The sequence below is a fragment of the Tibeticola sediminis genome, from assembly GCF_003843835.1.
In the GTDB taxonomy this organism is placed as follows: domain Bacteria; phylum Pseudomonadota; class Gammaproteobacteria; order Burkholderiales; family Burkholderiaceae_C; genus Tibeticola; species Tibeticola sediminis.
Window position 1 is genome coordinate 89,966 of the sequence record NZ_RKQL01000003.1, and the last position, 16,199, is coordinate 106,164.

Below are 16,199 nucleotides of genomic sequence, written 5' to 3' on the forward strand. Positions count from 1 at the left end.
GTTTAGGAAACCGTTGCTTCGTCGGTGCGGCTTTCGCCCTTGTTGTCCTTCCAGGTGACGGCGATCTTGTCACCGGCCTTCGCGCCCTTGACGAAGAACTGCAGGAACGGGTTCTTCGAGACGGACGGTCCCCATTCGGCCGTCATGATCGTGTTGCCGTTGAGCTTGGCTTCGACTTCCTGGATGAAGTGCGCGGGCACGAGCTTGCCTGCGGCATCTTTGCGCTGACCAGACTCCATCTCGTGGCTCATCAGCACACGGACGGTGGCTTTGTCGCCGGACACTTGAGCGCGAATACGCATCGGATCTGCCATGATGATTCTCCTGATTCAAAAATTCTGAAGGTATTTGGACTGGGTGTGCCCGGCCGATCAGCCGCCGCAACCGCCGAGGGTGACCTTGACTTCTTTCTTGGCGTACAAGGCCTTGCCGTCGTTCATGATGGCCACGGCGTAGACGTCCGAAGACTGACCCATCTTGGCGCGGGTCGAGAAGTTGGGCTCGACGGCGTCGGTCACATTGAACAGCGCCACCAGGGCAGCGGGGTTCTTCTCGACCAAGATCAGAACCTGCTTGACACCCGGCAGCGAGCAGCTCGCACCCAGGGGCACCACGGCGCCGTTTTCAGCAATGTCCGGTCCGGTGATGGTGACGTCTTTGCTTTCGGTCGGCGCATTGCCGCCCACGGCCTTGACGACATCGGCGAGCGACTTGGCTTCGAACGCGGCCTTGTTGTAGGCATAGGCGAACTGGGGGAACATGCCCGTCGACGCCAGCAGACCGGCAACGAGGGCGCTTTGCTTGAGGGCTTCGCGGCGAGTTTTCATGAGGAATCTCCTGTGGTGAATGAAATGTAATGGTGCATGGGCGGGTACGCCGCCCGGTATTACCCTGACTGCTTGATTCGCCGCCTTACTTGGCAGCGCCCGCCGCGAGCCAGGCCGCGATGGTCTTGGCGTCGGCGTCGCTGAGCGTCTGGGGCGGCATTGGCACCGCACCCCACACACCCGACCCGCCGGATTTGATCTTACCGACAAGGTAGTCCACCTTGCCCGCATGTTTTTTTGCGACATCAGTGAAGGCCGGACCAACGATCTTGTTGTTGATACCGTGGCAGGCGGTGCAGCCGTTCTTGGACAACAGCTCTGTCGGCGCCTTCGGACCTGCGTTGGCTTGTGCGGCAGCGGGCGCGACAGCCGGTGTCGCCGAGGCCCCTTCCCCAAGGCTCTTGGGCGCGGGTTTGGTCGTGTCCTCACCCCGCACCGGACCGATGATGCGGTTTTGCTCGGCCAGGTTGCCGTGGGCATTGCGTGCGAAGTCCGGCAGGAACGAGGCGACCTTGGGCTCTGGCGCGCAATCCTTCATGCAGGCGACGTTGTGCGTGTCGGGCGTCTTGGTGCCGCCAAACTCGTTGCCAGGCCACAGGTGGTGCTTGGTCGTCATGCCGTTGCGGTTGGGCATGCGCTGCTGCACCTCGGCAATGTTCTTGTCCGACAAAGTGAAGTTGTCGGGCACGATGCCGTTCAAGTTCAGCAGGAAGGCGACGACCGAATACACCTCATCGGGCGACAAGGACTTGGGTTGGGTCCAGGGCATCGCGCGGTGGATGTAATCCCAGATCGTTGACAAGGTCGCGACCTTCATGAAGGTCGTACGGCCAGCCGTCGGGTCCTTGAGCTTGGCAACCCGCCCGGTCTTGATGTCGTCCGGCGTGATGCCGCCCGCAAGCGGGCTGAACACCTCGTTCGAGTCACCGAAGGTGCCGTGGCAGCTCGCACATTTGGTTTCCCAAATATCCTGACCTTTGGCGACCGTGCCGGAACCCGGAGGCAGACCCTTGAAGTCGGGTCGAACATCGATGTCCCAGGCAGCGACTTCCTTCGGCGTCGCGGTGCGGCCGACGCCCGGAAACTTCTCGGCGGCCTGGGCGGGGATCAGGCCCGCGAGGGCGAGCAGGGCCGCCGACAATGCGGCTTTACGAAAGCTGGACATTCTTGACCTCTCCGTTTTCCTGGACGAGCCACGACTGGATCGCGTTGTTGTGGTAAATCGAGCGGGTGCCACGCACCGCCCGAAGTTGCTTGTAGGTCGGCTGGACGAAACCCGTCTCGTCCATGGCGCGGCTTTGCAAGATGGCGGGTTTGCCGTCCCAGACCCAGTCGATGTTGAAGCGGGTCAGCGCCTTGGAGTGCACCGGGCCTTCGAGCCGCGCCGTGCGCCAATTGCGGCCGCCGTCGACCGACACATCGACGCGCTTGATCTTGCCGAAGCCCGACCATGCCAGGCCCGTGATGTTGTAGAAGCCCTTGTCGAGCAGCACCTGCCCACCGGAGGGCGTGGTGATGACGCTCTTGGCCTCTTGCAAGTTGCTGTACTGGCGATGCAGCCCGTCCGGCATGAGGTCGATGTAGTGGACCGCCTCGTCTTTGGTGGCATAGGGCTTGTCGCCGAGTTCGATGCGGCGCAGGTACTTGACCCAGCTCACACCCTGCACGCCCGGGACCACCAAGCGCAACGGGTAGCCGTTTTCAGGACGCAGCATCTCGCCGTTTTGGCCGTAGGCCACGAGCACCTCACCCGACAGAATGAGGCTCATCGGGATCGTCCGCGTCATCGAAGAGCCGTCCGCGCCTTCAGCCAGCACGAACTTGCCGTTCTTGAGATCGGCCCCTGCCATTTCGAGCAGGGTGATCAGCGGCACGCCCGTGAATTCACTGCAAGACAACATGCCGTGGGTGTATTGCACGGTGGGGACCGCGACGTTGCCCCACTCGGCCGCCGTGTTCGCACCGCACTCGATGAAGTGGAAGCGCGACACGGAGGGCAGACGCATGATTTCGTCCATGGTCAGCACCATCGGGCGCTTGACCATGCCGTTGATCATCAAGCGGTGCTTCGATGGGTCGATGTCCCACCAACCCTGGTGGTGCCGCTCGAAGTGCAAACCGCTCGGCGTCACGATGCCGAACAGGGACTGCAGCGGCGCGAACGATACCGAGGCTTGGGTTGTCTGCGTCAGGCCCGGGCTGATGCGGCGCTTGACGTGGGCCTCGTACTTGGAGGGCATGCCGTAGCTGCCCTCAGGGTTGACCCCCTGGCCCAACCCGGTGCTGTGCTCCGGAAGGTTGAGGATGTTGGGGTCACCGCCCTCGGTCGGGACGGGGTTGCCTTGCGCCAGGGCGGCAGGCACCGCGGCTCCGGCCGCAGCAGCCGCGAAAGCCGTGCGAATGAAGTCGCGCCGGCCGCGCTTGGCCTCTTCCATGACGGTCCGAATGCCGTCTTGGCTCAGGAAGTTTTCCGGTGCCTTACGCACCCTTCCCGAGTTGATGTTTTCGTGGTTCACACAATCTCCTTCCGTGCATTTCTGCGTTCAAGAGCCCCAGGGATTCGGGCCCACCTCATGCCGAATCGCTCATGTCGATCGCCACCTGGGTGCACACCGCGCGGCACACGAGCCCGGCAGATTCGTCCGCGATGCGGTAGAAAATCTGTGAGCCTTGGCGCCGCCGGGCCAGCACCCCGGCGCGATACAGCATGTTGAGGTGTTGGGACATGTTGGACTGGGCCGTTTCAATGGATTCGAGCAATTGGCTCACGTTTTTTTCGGCGTTGCACAACTCGCTGATGATGCGCAGGCGGATCGGCGTGGACAGCAGACCAAAAAGTTCCGCCGCCCGCTCGAAAACCGCCTGACGCTGATCCGCTTCATCTTGCATGGCATCCGAAAGTTTAAATATGAGCCTATGCGAATATAACGGATCTATGAAGACGCGATACTAGGGTTTACACCCCCTCGCGACCGATCGGAGCAAGGTTGAAAGATCCGGCCTTGCCCCGATCGTGGATCAGAACTTCCAGCCGACCTGCACGCCGAACGAGTTTTGGTGCATGCGGATGGTTTCCAGGATGGGTGGCGCGCCCGCCGGCATCATGCTGTTGAACATCGATGCACCGGTGACTTTGTTTTCCTTCGCGTGGGCATAGGCAAAGGTCAGATCCATCGTCGGCGTGAGCGCGTAGGTTGCGCCGAGCGTGTAGTGGGTGGTGATGACGCCCGGGGCGATGATGTTGAAGCTCACGTCACGCGCCTGGATCGGGTTGTCGCTCTTGTTGATGCCAGCGCGCAGAGTCAAGCCCGCCATGGCTTCCCATTGAACGCCCAGCTTCCAGACGTTGATGCTCTTCCAGCCAAAGCCCGGGCCATCGGAAGAACCGATCGGCGCCATGTTGGTGCTGGGGTTGCTGATGGAGCGCACGCCGCCGTAGTTGATGCGCTGATAGTCGAGTGCCACCAGGGCCTTGGGTGTGACGCGGAAGGTGCCGCCGATGGTGTAGTTCTCGGGGATGTCGAAGCTGCCGCTGCCGGCGAACAGGCCAGCGTACTTGTCGAACTTGCCCATGCTGATCTTGGGCGAATAGGTCGCGCCCAGCGTGAACTGGTCGCCGAACTTGCCCAGATAGCCCAGGCGCAGACCCACGCCATTGCTGTGCGCGTAGCCGTTGTTGGTGAGCTTGGTCGGGTCCTGGCTCATGGGGCTGAAGGCCTGGAGGCCAAACGCCTTGAACTGCTGGAAAACGAGCAACGGGGACACGCCGACCGAGTGCGTGTCGTTGATTTTGTAGGCGACGGTCGGAGCGACGATCAATTGCATCAGGTCGACGCCCAGTTGCCCATCGCCGCACAAGACGTTGGCCGGGCCCCTGCCGCAGTTGATTTGCCCACCTTTGTAGTCGGTGTTCATGCCGCCGTTGCCGTAGACGGTGACGTTGACGCCGATGCGGTCGCTCACTTGCTTGTTGTAGCCAAACTCAGGCACCAGGAAGGTGTTGCTGCCGCTGTCGACGTTGGCATTGAGCGAGGGCGCGGGGCCGGTACGCTCCATGCCGCGGCTGGGCTTGAACACGTCCAGGCCCGCCTCGATGCGATTGCCCGTCGTGGCGGCGGCCGCGGGGTTGTTGATGCCGGCAAAGGCGTCTTCACTCATGCCGGCGGCGGCACCGCCCATGCCTTTGGCCTTGAGACCAAAGCCATGGGGGAAGTAACCATCAGTGGCATAGGCCGACAGGAAGGGGCTGCCGACGAGGGTCAGAACAGCCAGGGCACGTACGTGTTTGCGGTTTTTCAAAGGGGGTCTCCTCGGTTGGATGCGATGTGCTTTTCAAGCGCGCTTGGAAGCGCTTCAAACTTCACCCTTGGACGCGCGCTCCATCATTTCCCAGATGGTGTCGCGCACAGCCATGGCGTGCTCCTTGAGCGGCGAAGGGAGCTTGCGACCCATCTTCACCATCATGTCCATGTTGAGCGTGTAGAGCCACAGGCTGCCATCGTCATGCTCGACGACGCTGATGCGGCAGGGCAGATAGGCGGCCATGTGCGGGCTGAAATCGACCATCTCGCGCGCGGTGCTCGGAGTGCAGAAGGAATAGACCTTGAGGAATTTCTCCTTCTTGCCCGAGCGAGCTTCGAGCTCCTTGGACAGCGGCAGATCGCCCACGCCCTTCATGTTCCGCTCGGAGGCGATCTGCACGAAGATTTGCTCGATGTCGTTGATGGTGACGCCAGGCTTGACCTTGCGCTCCCAGGTGGTGGCGACCGCAATGTCACCGTTGCCTTCGATCCAACGGTCCCACATGCGGCTGGCCTCGGCGCCGGCGCCGTCCTCCAGCTTGCCGATGGTGGAAAGGGTGCCGCAGCCGCTCAACAGGGCGGCGCCAGCGAGCACAGCCACATGGGCCAGGCGGGTCAAAGATTTCATGAACGAGTACTCCAAAGCAAGGGATGACGGAAACACGACCCGAGCGGGGCAGCGACGCGGGTCGCCTACCACATTCCTGTCGAGTGTGTCCATGATGCCCCGCAATGGCTTCGGGGCCTATCGGTATCTTCCCTATACCCCGGAGGGTACGTCGTCGATGGCTTACTTGAAACGGTAGTGGTCGCGGTTGAGCACTGCGGCAACGGCGCTGACTTCCTCGGGGAACAACCCCAGGTTGAGCTCGGTATTGCACTGCTCGACCATCCCCCGCAACAGACCCGGCGTGTTCACCCGACCTTGCGGCCGGTAGATCGCCGAGCCGTCGCCCCCCACCTTGCGGATGTGGCATTCGCTGCAGCGATGGGCCGCGATCAGTTTCTCGCCCAGCTGGAGATCGGCGTCCTGAAAGATCGATGGCGTCGCGGCGGCTCCGCTCGCCAGGGCGATCAAGGCGGCGCCGACCGTGCCTCTGTGATTCGCCATGTTCGTCTCCTCGTCGGGTCGTTGATGAGCCCACAGTCTTGCAGAAATAAAAAAAACCCGCCACAGAAACCTGCGGCGGGTGCAAAGAAAGCGGCGAGTACCAATCGCGCTTCCCGTTCCACGAATCGGTTCGGTTACCCGTTCCGACCCTGGAGACCATGAACCTGGCCCGTCGACGCAACGACGGCGGGCTCTGAATCACTAAATCAGCAACTGCTGAATTATGGACGATTATCCCTACGGAGCTTCCATCTTGGATCGGTGTTTTCCCGAGGCGGAGAGACGCAGCCGTGAACCCGTCCCCGATCCATGCGCGAGCCGACCCTGGCTGCACCCGATCACGGGAACGGAGTCCGTTTTGCCTCAGGCGTAACGCGCAGCAATGACCTCGAGCGAGATCGGCTTGATGCGTGAGGCGTTGCCCGCGCAGCCGAAGGCCTCGAAGCGCTGCTTGCAGATGCCTTTGGCCGCTTTGCGCGCGGCTTCCAGCGCCTTGCGGGGGTCGAATTCCGACGGCTTCTCAAAGAACACCTGCCGCATGGCCCCGGTCATGGCGAGACGGATGTCGGTGTCGATGTTGACTTTGCGCACGCCGCTTTGGATGCCGCGCACGATTTCCTCGACCGGCACGCCATAGGTTTCCTTGATGTCGCCGCCGTACTTGCGGATGATTTCGAGCCACTCCTGCGGCACGCTCGACGAGCCGTGCATGACGAGGTGGGTGTTCGGAATCGCCGCGTGGATCTGCGCGATGCGATCGATGGCGAGGATGTCGCCGGTGGGCGGACGCGTGAATTTGTAAGCACCGTGGCTCGTGCCGATCGCGATCGCCAGAGCATCCACGCCGGTTTTGGCCACGAAGTCTTTGGCTTGCACGGGGTCGGTGAGCATCTGGTCATGGCTCAACTTGCCTTCTGCGCCGACGCCATCCTCTTCACCCGCGTCGCCGGTTTCGAGCGAGCCCAGGCAGCCCAGTTCGCCCTCGACCGAGACGCCCACGGCGTGGGCCATTTCACAGACCTTGGCGGTCACCTCGACGTTGTACTCGTAGCTCGAAGGGGTCTTGGCGTCTTCGCGCAACGAGCCGTCCATCATGACGCTAGTGAAACCCGAGCGGATGGACTGCTGGCAGACCTTGGGCGTTGCGCCATGGTCCTGGTGCAGCACGATCGGGATGTCCGGGTACATCTCGGCCGCAGCCAACACCATGTGGCGCAGGAAGGGCTCGCCCGCGTACTTGCGCGCGCCGGCCGAGGCTTGCAGGATCACCGGGCTGTCGGTTTCCTGGGCCGCCTCCATGATGGCCTGGATCTGCTCCAGGTTGTTGACGTTGAAGGCGGGCACGCCATAGCCGCGCTCGGCGGCATGGTCGAGCAGTTGGCGTAGGGAAATCAGGGCCATGAGACTCTCCGTAGGGTTTTGAGGTCAAAAATCCGAATGAAAACCGCCGAATCCCGGCGTCAGTCGGTCACTGGTTGCTACTTATTTAGAAGCGCGCTGCAGCAGGACTTCGATCGCCGGCAGGGTCTTGCCTTCGAGCATTTCGAGGAATGCCCCGCCACCGGTCGAGATGTAGCCGATCTGCTTTTCGATGCCGTATTTGGCGATCGCCGCGAGCGTGTCGCCACCGCCAGCGATCGAGAAGGCCTTGGACTCGGCAATCGCATGCGCAATGGCCTTGGTGCCTTGCTCGAAGGGCGCGAACTCGAACACGCCGACCGGGCCGTTCCAGACGATGGTGCCGGCCGATTTGAGCTGGGCCGCCAAGCGGGCGGCGGTTTCAGGGCCGATGTCGAGAATCATGTCGTCGGCCTCGACCTCCCTGGCCTTCTTGACCGTGGCCTTGGCGTCGGCCTTGAACTCTTGGGCGACCACCACGTCGGTCGGAATCGGTACCTCGGCGCCGCGTGCCGCCATGGCGTCGATCACGGCCCGGGCCTCGGGCACGAGGTCGGGCTCGGCCAGACTCTTGCCGATCGGCAGGCCCGCGGCGAGCATGAAGGTGTTGGCAATGCCGCCACCGACGATGAGCTGGTCGACCTTCTCGGACAAGGACTTCAGGATGGTGAGCTTGGTGCTGACCTTGGAGCCCGCGACGATGGCCACCAGGGGCCGATCGGGGTGCGCGAGCGCCTTGGTGATCGCGTCGATCTCAGCCGCGAGCAACGGGCCCGCACAGGCCACGGGCGCGTACTTGGCGATGCCGTGGGTCGTGGCTTCCGCGCGGTGCGCGGTGCCGAAGGCGTCGTTGACGTAGATGTCGCAGAGCGCCGCCATCTTGCGGGCCAGCGCATCGTCGTTCTTTTTCTCACCCGGGTTGACGCGGCAGTTCTCGAGCAAAACCACCTCCCCGGGCGCAACGGTAAAGCCGCCGTCGACCCAGTTTTGGATCAGCGGCACCTCGCGACCGAGCAACTCGCCCAGGCGCTTGGCCACCGGGGCGAGGCTGTCCTCGGGGCGCAGTACGCCCTCGGTCGGGCGACCGAGGTGGCTCGTCACCATGACCGCGCCACCCGCGTCGAGGGCCATGCGGATGCAGGGCACGCTCGCGCGGATGCGCGTGTCTTCGGTGATGGCGCCCGTCTCATCCTGCGGCACGTTGAGGTCGGCGCGGATGAACACCCGCTTGCTGCGCACGTCGCCGCGGGCACACAAATCGGCAAAACGCAAAGGTCCAGTCATGGTTGCGGCTCCTCGGATGACTCAGGCGCGACCCACGTGCTGTGCAAAGCGCAGCATGTTGCAGGTGTAGCCGTATTCGTTGTCGTACCAAGCAACGACCTTCACGAAGGTGCCATCGAGCGCGATGCCGGCTTCGCTGTCGAAGATCGAAGGCAAGGGGCAGCCGCGGAAATCGGTCGAGACGACCTTTTCGTCGGTGTAGCCCAGCACGCCTTTGAGCGGGCCGCTGGTGCTTGCGTCCTTCATGGCGGCGCAAATGTCGGCATAGCTCGTGCTCTTGGCCAGTTCGACCGTCAGGTCCACCACCGAGACATCCGAAGTGGGCACGCGGAACGCCATACCGGTGAGCTTCTTGTTGAGCTCAGGAATCACCTTGCCGACAGCCTTGGCGGCGCCCGTGGAGGAAGGAATGATGTTCTCGAGAATGCCGCGGCCACCGCGCCAGTCTTTGCTCGAGGGGCCGTCGACCGTCTTTTGCGTGGCGGTGGCGGCGTGCACCGTGCTCATGAGGCCGCGCACGATGCCAAAGCGGTCGTTGAGCACTTTGGCGACGGGCGCCAGGCAGTTCGTGGTGCAGGATGCGGCCGAGACGATCGCCTGGCCGGCGTAGGTCTGGTGGTTCACGCCATAGACGAACATCGGCGTGTCGTCCTTGGACGGCGCGGATTGCACAACCTTCTTCGCGCCAGCGGCGAGATGCTTCTGGCAGCTTTCTTCGGTGAGGAAAAGGCCGGTGGACTCGATCACGAGGTCGGCGCCCACGGCACCCCAGGCGAGGGCAGCCGGGTCTTTCTCGGCGGTCAGGCGGATGCGGCGGCCGTTGACGACGAGGTCCTTGCCGTCGACGGCGATGTCACCCTTGAACGGGCCATGCACGCTGTCGTATTTGAGCATGTAGGCCAGGTACTCGGGCTCGAGCAGGTCGTTGATCGCGACGACTTCGAGATCCGAAAACTCCGCTTCTTTCGCGATGGCGCGAAAGACCATGCGACCGATGCGACCGAATCCGTTGATACCAATTTTAAGTGCCATGGTGGTTTCCTTCAGTGGAGACAAAAAAATCAGACCCATGCCGGCTGAGCCAGCGTCGAGAGCAAGGCGCGAAAATCTTCGATCACGCGGTCCGGGCCGCAGGCTTCGATCGGCTGGCCCATGTTGTAGCCGTAAGGCAACAGCCAAATCGCAACGCCTGCCTGGCGCGCCGTGGCCGCATCGATCGAAGAATCTCCGACGAACAGCGTGCGCTCAGCCGGCACCGACCATTGCGCCATGCAGCTGTGCACGGCCGCGGGGTTGGGTTTTTTCACCGGCAGCGTGTCGCCGCTGATGACGCGGTCGAACAAGGGCGTGAGCGCGTGCGCGTCGAGCACGGTTTGGGTGTAGCGGCCTTCCTTGTTCGTGACGACCGCGAGCTTCACGCCATGCGCGCGCAGCGCTTCGAGCACTTCGCGCACGTGCGGATAGAGATGGCTGCGGGTGCCGCAGCGGCGCTGGTAGTGCTTGGCGAACTCCGCCTCGATGAGCTTGAACACGTCCGAATGGCGCACCGCCTCCGGCGACGTTTGTCCGCGGTCGGCCAAGGCCTGGATGAGCAGTTCGCGCGTGCCGTGACCGATCCAGTCGTTGACCTGCTGCTGGGTCACGGGCTCGAGATCGAATTGAAGCAGTGTGTCGTTGACCGCATCACAGATTTCGGGCGCCGTCTCGACGAGCGTGCCGTCGAGATCGAACAGCATGAGGTCGTAACGACGCAAGGGGGCTTGGGGCACGGCGAACTCTCAGAGGCTTAGTTGGTGGAAGGGATGATCTGCTCGGGCAGCGGCTGCTCTTTACGGTGGGCCGCCCGATGCACCAGCGTGCGCACGGCTTCGCAGATGCGCTCGGCGGTGAGGCCGAAATGCGCGTAAAGCTCTGGCGCTGGCGCCGACTCGCCAAAAGTCGTCATCCCGATCACGATGCCGGCACGGCCGACATACTTGCGCCAGAGATCGGGCTGCGCCGCTTCGATCGCCACCATCGGCAGTTCACGCGGCAAAACCATTTCCTGGTACGCCTCGGGCTGGCGGTCGAATACGTCGGTGCAGGGCATGGAAACCACGCGGGTTTCGATGCCAGCGGCCTTGAGCTGCTCATGCGCGGCCACGGCGATCGAGGTTTCCGAGCCGGTGCCGATGATGATCGCCTGAGGATGGGGGGTGTCGATCAGCACATAACCGCCGCGGCGAATCTGCTCGACCTGCTCGAGCCGCGTGAGGCGCGGCAAGTTCTGGCGCGACAGGCACAGGGCGCTCGGGCCATCGCGACGCTCGATCGCGCTCGCCCAAGCCACCGTGGTTTCGAGCGCATCGGCCGGACGCCACACATCGAGCCCCGGAATCAGCCGCAGCGAGGGCACATGCTCCACCGGCTGATGCGTCGGGCCGTCTTCGCCCAGCCCGATCGAGTCGTGCGTCAGCACATGCACGACGCGCTGCTTCATCAACGCGGCCATGCGGATGGCATTGCGGCTGTAGTCCGAGAACGTCAGGAAGGTGCCGCCGTACGGCAGGTAACCGCCGTGCAAGGCGATGCCGTTCATGATGGCCGCCATACCGAACTCGCGCACACCGTAGGAGAGGTGGTTGCCCCAGGTGTCGCGGCCCGCCTTGACACAGCCCTTGAAGTTCGTGAGGTTCGAGCCCGTGAGGTCGGCGCTGCCGCCGAAGAACTCAGGGATCAGCGGCGCGAGGAGGTCGAGCGCGTTTTGGCTCGCCTTGCGCGTGGCCACGGCGTCCGCCCGAGCCGCGACCGTCTCGAACACCGAAGCCAGACGGTCCCGGTAGTCGGTGCTCAAAATGCCCGCCATGCGGCGCTGGAATTCGGCGGCTTCGAGCGGGTACTGCGCGCGGTAGGCTTCGAAACGCTCTTGCCAAGCGGCTTCGGCGGCACGGCCGCGCTCGCGCGCATCCCAGGCCTTGCGGATGGGTTCGGGAATCTCGAACGGCGGCGCGGTCCAGCCCAGCGCCTCGCGCGTTGCGGCCACCTCGGCAGCCCCCAGCGCTGCGCCATGCACATCATGGGTGCCGGCCTTGTTCGGCGAGCCCATGCCGATCACGGTCTTGCAGCAAATCAGGGTTGGCTTGCCATCCGGGCGCACCGCTTGCGCCCGCGCCGCTTCGATGGCCGCATCGACCGCCGCCGGGTCATGCCCATCGACGTTGCGGATGACGTTCCAGCCATAGGCCTCGAAACGCTTGGGCGTGTCGTCGGTGAACCAGCCTTCGACATGGCCGTCGATGGAAATGCCGTTGTCGTCGTAGAGCGCAATCAGCTTGGACAAGCGCAGCGTGCCCGCGAGCGAACAGACCTCATGGCTGATGCCTTCCATCATGCAGCCGTCGCCCAGGAAGACGTAGGTGTAGTGGTCGACGATGTCGTAGCGCACCCCTTCTTCTTCGCGGTTGAACTCCATCGCCAGCAGTTTTTCCGCCAAGGCCATGCCGACCGCGTTCGCAATCCCCTGCCCCAGCGGGCCGGTCGTCGTCTCGACACCGGGCGTCACACCAACTTCCGGATGGCCCGGCGTCTTGCTGTGCAGTTGCCGGAAGCGCTGGATCTCTTCCATCGGCAGGTCGTAGCCGGTCAGGTGCAACAGCGCATAGATCAGCATCGAGCCATGGCCGTTGGACAGCACGAAGCGGTCACGGTCGGGCCAGTGCGGGTTGGCCGGGTTGTGTTTCAGATGACGGTTCCAGAGCACCTCGGCAATGTCGGCCATGCCCATCGGGGCGCCGGGGTGGCCGGACTTGGCTTTTTCAACGGCATCGACGGCAAGCATGCGGATGGCGTTGGCCATCTGGCGTGCCAATTCGGGGCTGGGGGCGGGACGCGGCAAGGTCATGGATCGGTTCTCCTCGAGAGTCAGGCGGCCAGCGCGCGCTTGCGTCGCTCCATCATGCGCCAGACGAAGGGGGTAAAGATGAGTTGCATGGAAAGCTCCATTTTCCCACCAGGCACGACGATGGTATTGGCGCGGCTCATGAAGCTGCCGTCGATCATGCTGAGCAAGTAAGGGAAGTCGATGCCCTTGGGCTTGGCGAAGCGGATCACGACCATGCTCTCGTCGGGCGTGGGGATGTCGCGCGCAATGAAGGGGTTCGAGGTGTCGACCAGCGGCACGCGCTGGAAGTTGACGTGCGTGTGCTGGAACTGCGGGCAGATGTAGTTCACATAGTCGGGCATGCGGCGCAGGATGGTGTCCGTCACCGCTTCGGTGCTGTAGCCACGTTGCTTTTTGTCCCGGTAGAGCTTCTGGATCCACTCGAGGTTGATGACCGGAACGACGCCGATGAGCAGATCGGGGTACTGCGCCACGTTCACATCCGGCGTGACGACGGCGCCGTGCAGGCCTTCGTAGTAAAGCAGGTCCGTATCCGCCGGCACATCTTCCCAGGGCGTGAAGGTGCCCGGCTCCTGGCGGTACGGCGCGGCTTCTTCAGCGTCGTGCAGGTACTTGCGCCGCTTGCCGGTGCCGGTCTCGGCGTAGGTGCGAAACAAGGCCTCGAGCTTGTCGAGTTCGTTTGCCTCGGGGCCGAAATGGCTGAAATGTTTGTTGCCCGCGGCCTCGGCTTCAGCCGCCTTGACTTTCATCTCCTTGCGGTCATAGCGGTGGAAGCTGTCGCCTTCGATGATGGCGGCCTTGACGCCCTCGCGCCGGAAAATGTTTTCGAAGGTGCGGGTCACCGAGGTGGTTCCGGCACCGCTCGAGCCGGTGATGGCGATGATGGGATGACGTTCAGACATGGGAGGTCCTCAAAGATGGATGCGCAGATTCAGAATTCGTCCTTGATCGACGGGAAACCCAGGGCGTCCCAGTCGAGCATGCCGCCGCGGTAGTAGTAAATCCGCTCTGCGGGGAAGCCTTCGCGGGTCATGGCCTTGATGGCCATCGGGCTCTGCGGACACACCGGGCCGTTGCAGAAGGCGTACACCTTCTTGGCCTTGTCGCAGTTCCACTTGTCACCCGTCTTGCTGCAACCCAGTTCACCCATGCGGGCAACCACCTCGGTGTAAGGAATGCCGATGGAGCCGGGGATGGTGCCCTTGACCCGGTCGTTGCTGTCGCGCATGTCGACCACCAGCGCCTCGGGATCGTTCAGCGCGTGAAGGATCTCGATCTCGCCGACTGGGTGCACACCGGCCACCGGCACCACTTCCTGCAGGGAGCCGCCATTCTTGGCGCAGGCGGTCATCTTGCGGGTGATCACCAGCGGCCCATTCTTGGTTTTGACCGTGAACTCCTTCTGGTCACCGATGATGTTGAGCGGTGTTCCGACCGGGACGAATGCGGCCTGGGCGTAGGCGCCGCAGCCGACGACGAGACCGAGTACGAGAGAAACCAATGACTTCATGGCGATTCCTGGCAATAGTGGTTCAAAAGCGGATCAATCGCGAAACAGCGAGCGCTCGGCAAACAAGGGGTTGTCGTCCTTGAAGGCGACCGGTTCGCGGTGGTAGCGCTCGATGCGTTCGACTTCGTTCTTGCTGCCGAACACCAGGCCGATGCGCTGGTGCAGCGAGGTGGGCTGCACGCTCAAGATCGGCTCGCGGCCGGTGCTGGCGCGGCCACCGGCCTGTTCCATGACCATGCCGATCGGGTTGGCCTCGTACAGCAGACGCAGCCGGCCGGGCTTGGACGGGTCCTTGGTGTCGCGCGGGTACATGAACACGCCGCCGCGCATGAGGATGCGGTGCGCCTCGGCCACCATGGAGGCGATCCAACGCATATTGAAGTCCTTGCCGCGCGGCCCGGTCTTGCCGGCGAGGCATTCGTCGACATAACGCTTGACCGGCGGCTCCCAGAAGCGCGCATTCGACGCGTTGATCGCGAACTCATGCGTGTCCTCGGGCACATGCATGTTCGGGTGGGTGAGCATGAATTCGCCGAGGTTGGGATCGAGCGTGAAGCCCGCCACGCCATTGCCCACGGTGAGAATCAACATGGTCGTGGGGCCATAGAGCGCATAGCCCGCCGCCATCTGCTTCGTGCCGGGCTGCAGGAAATCGGCCTCGACCACGTCGCGCCCGCTGTCGATCACGTCCTGCGGCGCGCGCAGCACCGAGAAAATGCTGCCGACCGACACGTTGACGTCGATGTTCGACGAGCCGTCGAGCGGATCGAACCCCAGCAGGTACTTGCCGCGCGGGTATTGCTTGGGGATTTGATAGGGCTCATCCATTTCCTCGGACGCCATGCCCGCGAGCTGGCCACCCCACTCGTTGAGGCGGGTGAAATACTGGTTGCTGATGACGTCGAGCTTTTTTTGCGTTTCGCCCTGCACATTGATGCTGCCGCCCGCTTCGCCGTTGTGGTTGCCCAGCACGCCGCCGAGCTCCCCAAAGGCCACGGCTCGCGCGATCGCCTTGCACGCCAAGGCGACGTCGAGGATGAGCGCGTTGAAGTCACCGCTGGCGCCGGGGAAGCGGCGGCGTTCTTCGATCAGGTACTGGGTGAGCGTGAAGCGGCGGGACAAAGGCATGGCAGATCCAGTGCAGGGTGAGGGAAAACAGGGTTTCAGCGCGCCGCGGCCGCGTCGCGCAGGGCTTGCATGACGGTGCGATAGCCGCCATCGGGGTCGGGAGCACCAAAGACGGCGCTGCCCGCGACGCAGGTGTCGGCGCCGGCCGCGACGATGCGCGCGATGTTGTCCACCTTGACGCCGCCGTCGACTTCGAGCCAGATCGGTTGGCCACCGGCGGCCATGTGGGCGTCGATGCGCGCACGCGCCGCGGCGAGCTTGGGCAGCGTCGATTCGATGAACTTCTGCCCGCCAAAGCCCGGGTTGACACTCATGAGCAGCACCATGTCGAGCTTGTCCATGACGTGGTCGAGCCAGTCGAGCGGCGTGGCCGGGTTGAACACCAGGCCAGCCTTGCAGCCGTGGTCGCGGATCAGCGCGAGCGTGCGGTCGACATGGCGGCTTGCCTCGGGGTGGAAGGTGATGATGTTCGCGCCGGCCTTGGCGAACATGGGCACGAGCGCATCGACCGGCTCGACCATCAGGTGCACGTCGATGCCGATCTTCACGTGCGGGCGGATCGCCTCGCACACCAAGGGGCCGATGGTGAGGTTCGGGACGAAATGGTTGTCCATCACGTCGAAGTGCACGAGGTCGGCGCCGGCGGCTTCGATGGCGCGCACCTCTTCACCCAAGCGGGCGAAGTCGGCGGACAGGATGGACGGGGCGATGCGCAGGGTTTGGGTCATGGTGGGCTCGTTCTCAGACGGATGAAGGGTGC

At 63.5% G+C, this 16,199-nt stretch carries 17 protein-coding genes; all 17 read right to left on the reverse strand.

Going from position 1 to position 16,199, the window contains the following annotated elements; genetic code table 11:
* Window positions 1–2 precede the first annotated feature (2 nt).
* The 17 genes from soxZ to rpe all read right to left on the reverse strand — a co-directional run bounded on the left by soxZ (window position 3) and on the right by rpe (window position 16,167).
* Entirely contained in the window at window positions 3–314 is a 312-nt protein-coding gene (gene soxZ / locus EDC62_RS07380; RefSeq protein ID WP_211330953.1) for a thiosulfate oxidation carrier complex protein SoxZ, read from the reverse strand.
* A gap of 57 nt (window positions 315–371) precedes the next feature.
* Entirely contained in the window at window positions 372–827 is a 456-nt protein-coding gene (gene soxY, locus EDC62_RS07385; protein WP_124222221.1) for a thiosulfate oxidation carrier protein SoxY, read from the reverse strand.
* Window positions 828–912: 85 nt separating this feature from the next.
* Window positions 913–1,992 carry a c-type cytochrome gene (locus tag EDC62_RS07390; RefSeq protein WP_124222223.1) on the reverse strand — a complete coding sequence of 360 codons (1,080 nt, stop codon included), beginning with the start codon at window positions 1,990–1,992 and terminating at the stop codon, window positions 913–915.
* Entirely contained in the window at window positions 1,976–3,262 is a 1,287-nt protein-coding gene (gene soxC / locus EDC62_RS07395; protein ID WP_124222664.1) for a sulfite dehydrogenase, read from the reverse strand. Before soxC ends, EDC62_RS07390 begins: the two co-directional genes overlap by 17 nt.
* Before the next feature lie 136 nt (window positions 3,263–3,398).
* The gene (locus EDC62_RS07400; protein ID WP_124222225.1) at window positions 3,399–3,716 is read right to left on the reverse strand and encodes an ArsR/SmtB family transcription factor; all 318 of its coding nucleotides are present in this window, start codon (window positions 3,714–3,716) and stop codon (window positions 3,399–3,401) included.
* Window positions 3,717–3,845: 129 nt separating this feature from the next.
* Entirely contained in the window at window positions 3,846–5,126 is a 1,281-nt protein-coding gene (locus EDC62_RS07405; RefSeq protein ID WP_211330954.1) for an OmpP1/FadL family transporter, read from the reverse strand.
* A gap of 54 nt (window positions 5,127–5,180) precedes the next feature.
* On the reverse strand, window positions 5,181–5,756 hold the full coding sequence (locus EDC62_RS07410) for a DUF302 domain-containing protein (protein ID WP_124222227.1): 576 nt from the start codon (window positions 5,754–5,756) through the stop codon (window positions 5,181–5,183).
* 162 nt (window positions 5,757–5,918) lie between these two features.
* The gene (locus tag EDC62_RS07415) at window positions 5,919–6,239 is read right to left on the reverse strand and encodes a hypothetical protein (protein ID WP_124222229.1); all 321 of its coding nucleotides are present in this window, start codon (window positions 6,237–6,239) and stop codon (window positions 5,919–5,921) included.
* A 363-nt stretch (window positions 6,240–6,602) separates the two neighbouring features.
* A complete protein-coding gene (fba, locus tag EDC62_RS07420; protein WP_124222231.1) occupies window positions 6,603–7,640 on the reverse strand; it encodes a class II fructose-bisphosphate aldolase in 1,038 nt (345 codons plus the stop codon).
* Window positions 7,641–7,721: 81 nt separating this feature from the next.
* Window positions 7,722–8,921 carry a phosphoglycerate kinase gene (locus EDC62_RS07425; protein WP_124222233.1) on the reverse strand — a complete coding sequence of 400 codons (1,200 nt, stop codon included), beginning with the start codon at window positions 8,919–8,921 and terminating at the stop codon, window positions 7,722–7,724.
* 21 nt (window positions 8,922–8,942) lie between these two features.
* Window positions 8,943–9,953 (reverse strand): type I glyceraldehyde-3-phosphate dehydrogenase, encoded by a 1,011-nt coding sequence (gap, locus tag EDC62_RS07430; RefSeq protein ID WP_124222235.1) that lies wholly within the window; start codon window positions 9,951–9,953, stop codon window positions 8,943–8,945.
* Between the two features lie 29 nt (window positions 9,954–9,982).
* Window positions 9,983–10,690, reverse strand: coding sequence for an HAD family hydrolase (locus tag EDC62_RS07435; protein WP_245968800.1), 708 nt, complete (start codon window positions 10,688–10,690; stop codon window positions 9,983–9,985).
* Between the two features lie 17 nt (window positions 10,691–10,707).
* The gene (tkt, locus tag EDC62_RS07440) at window positions 10,708–12,801 is read right to left on the reverse strand and encodes a transketolase (protein ID WP_124222237.1); all 2,094 of its coding nucleotides are present in this window, start codon (window positions 12,799–12,801) and stop codon (window positions 10,708–10,710) included.
* 20 nt (window positions 12,802–12,821) lie between these two features.
* Complete coding sequence (locus EDC62_RS07445; RefSeq protein ID WP_124222239.1) at window positions 12,822–13,703, reverse strand: phosphoribulokinase; 882 nt, start codon at window positions 13,701–13,703, stop codon at window positions 12,822–12,824.
* A 29-nt stretch (window positions 13,704–13,732) separates the two neighbouring features.
* Window positions 13,733–14,311 carry a rhodanese-like domain-containing protein gene (locus tag EDC62_RS07450; protein ID WP_124222241.1) on the reverse strand — a complete coding sequence of 193 codons (579 nt, stop codon included), beginning with the start codon at window positions 14,309–14,311 and terminating at the stop codon, window positions 13,733–13,735.
* Between the two features lie 33 nt (window positions 14,312–14,344).
* Complete coding sequence (locus EDC62_RS07455; protein ID WP_124222243.1) at window positions 14,345–15,439, reverse strand: class 1 fructose-bisphosphatase; 1,095 nt, start codon at window positions 15,437–15,439, stop codon at window positions 14,345–14,347.
* Between the two features lie 35 nt (window positions 15,440–15,474).
* Complete coding sequence (gene rpe / locus EDC62_RS07460) at window positions 15,475–16,167, reverse strand: ribulose-phosphate 3-epimerase (protein WP_124222245.1); 693 nt, start codon at window positions 16,165–16,167, stop codon at window positions 15,475–15,477.
* Window positions 16,168–16,199 lie beyond the last annotated feature (32 nt).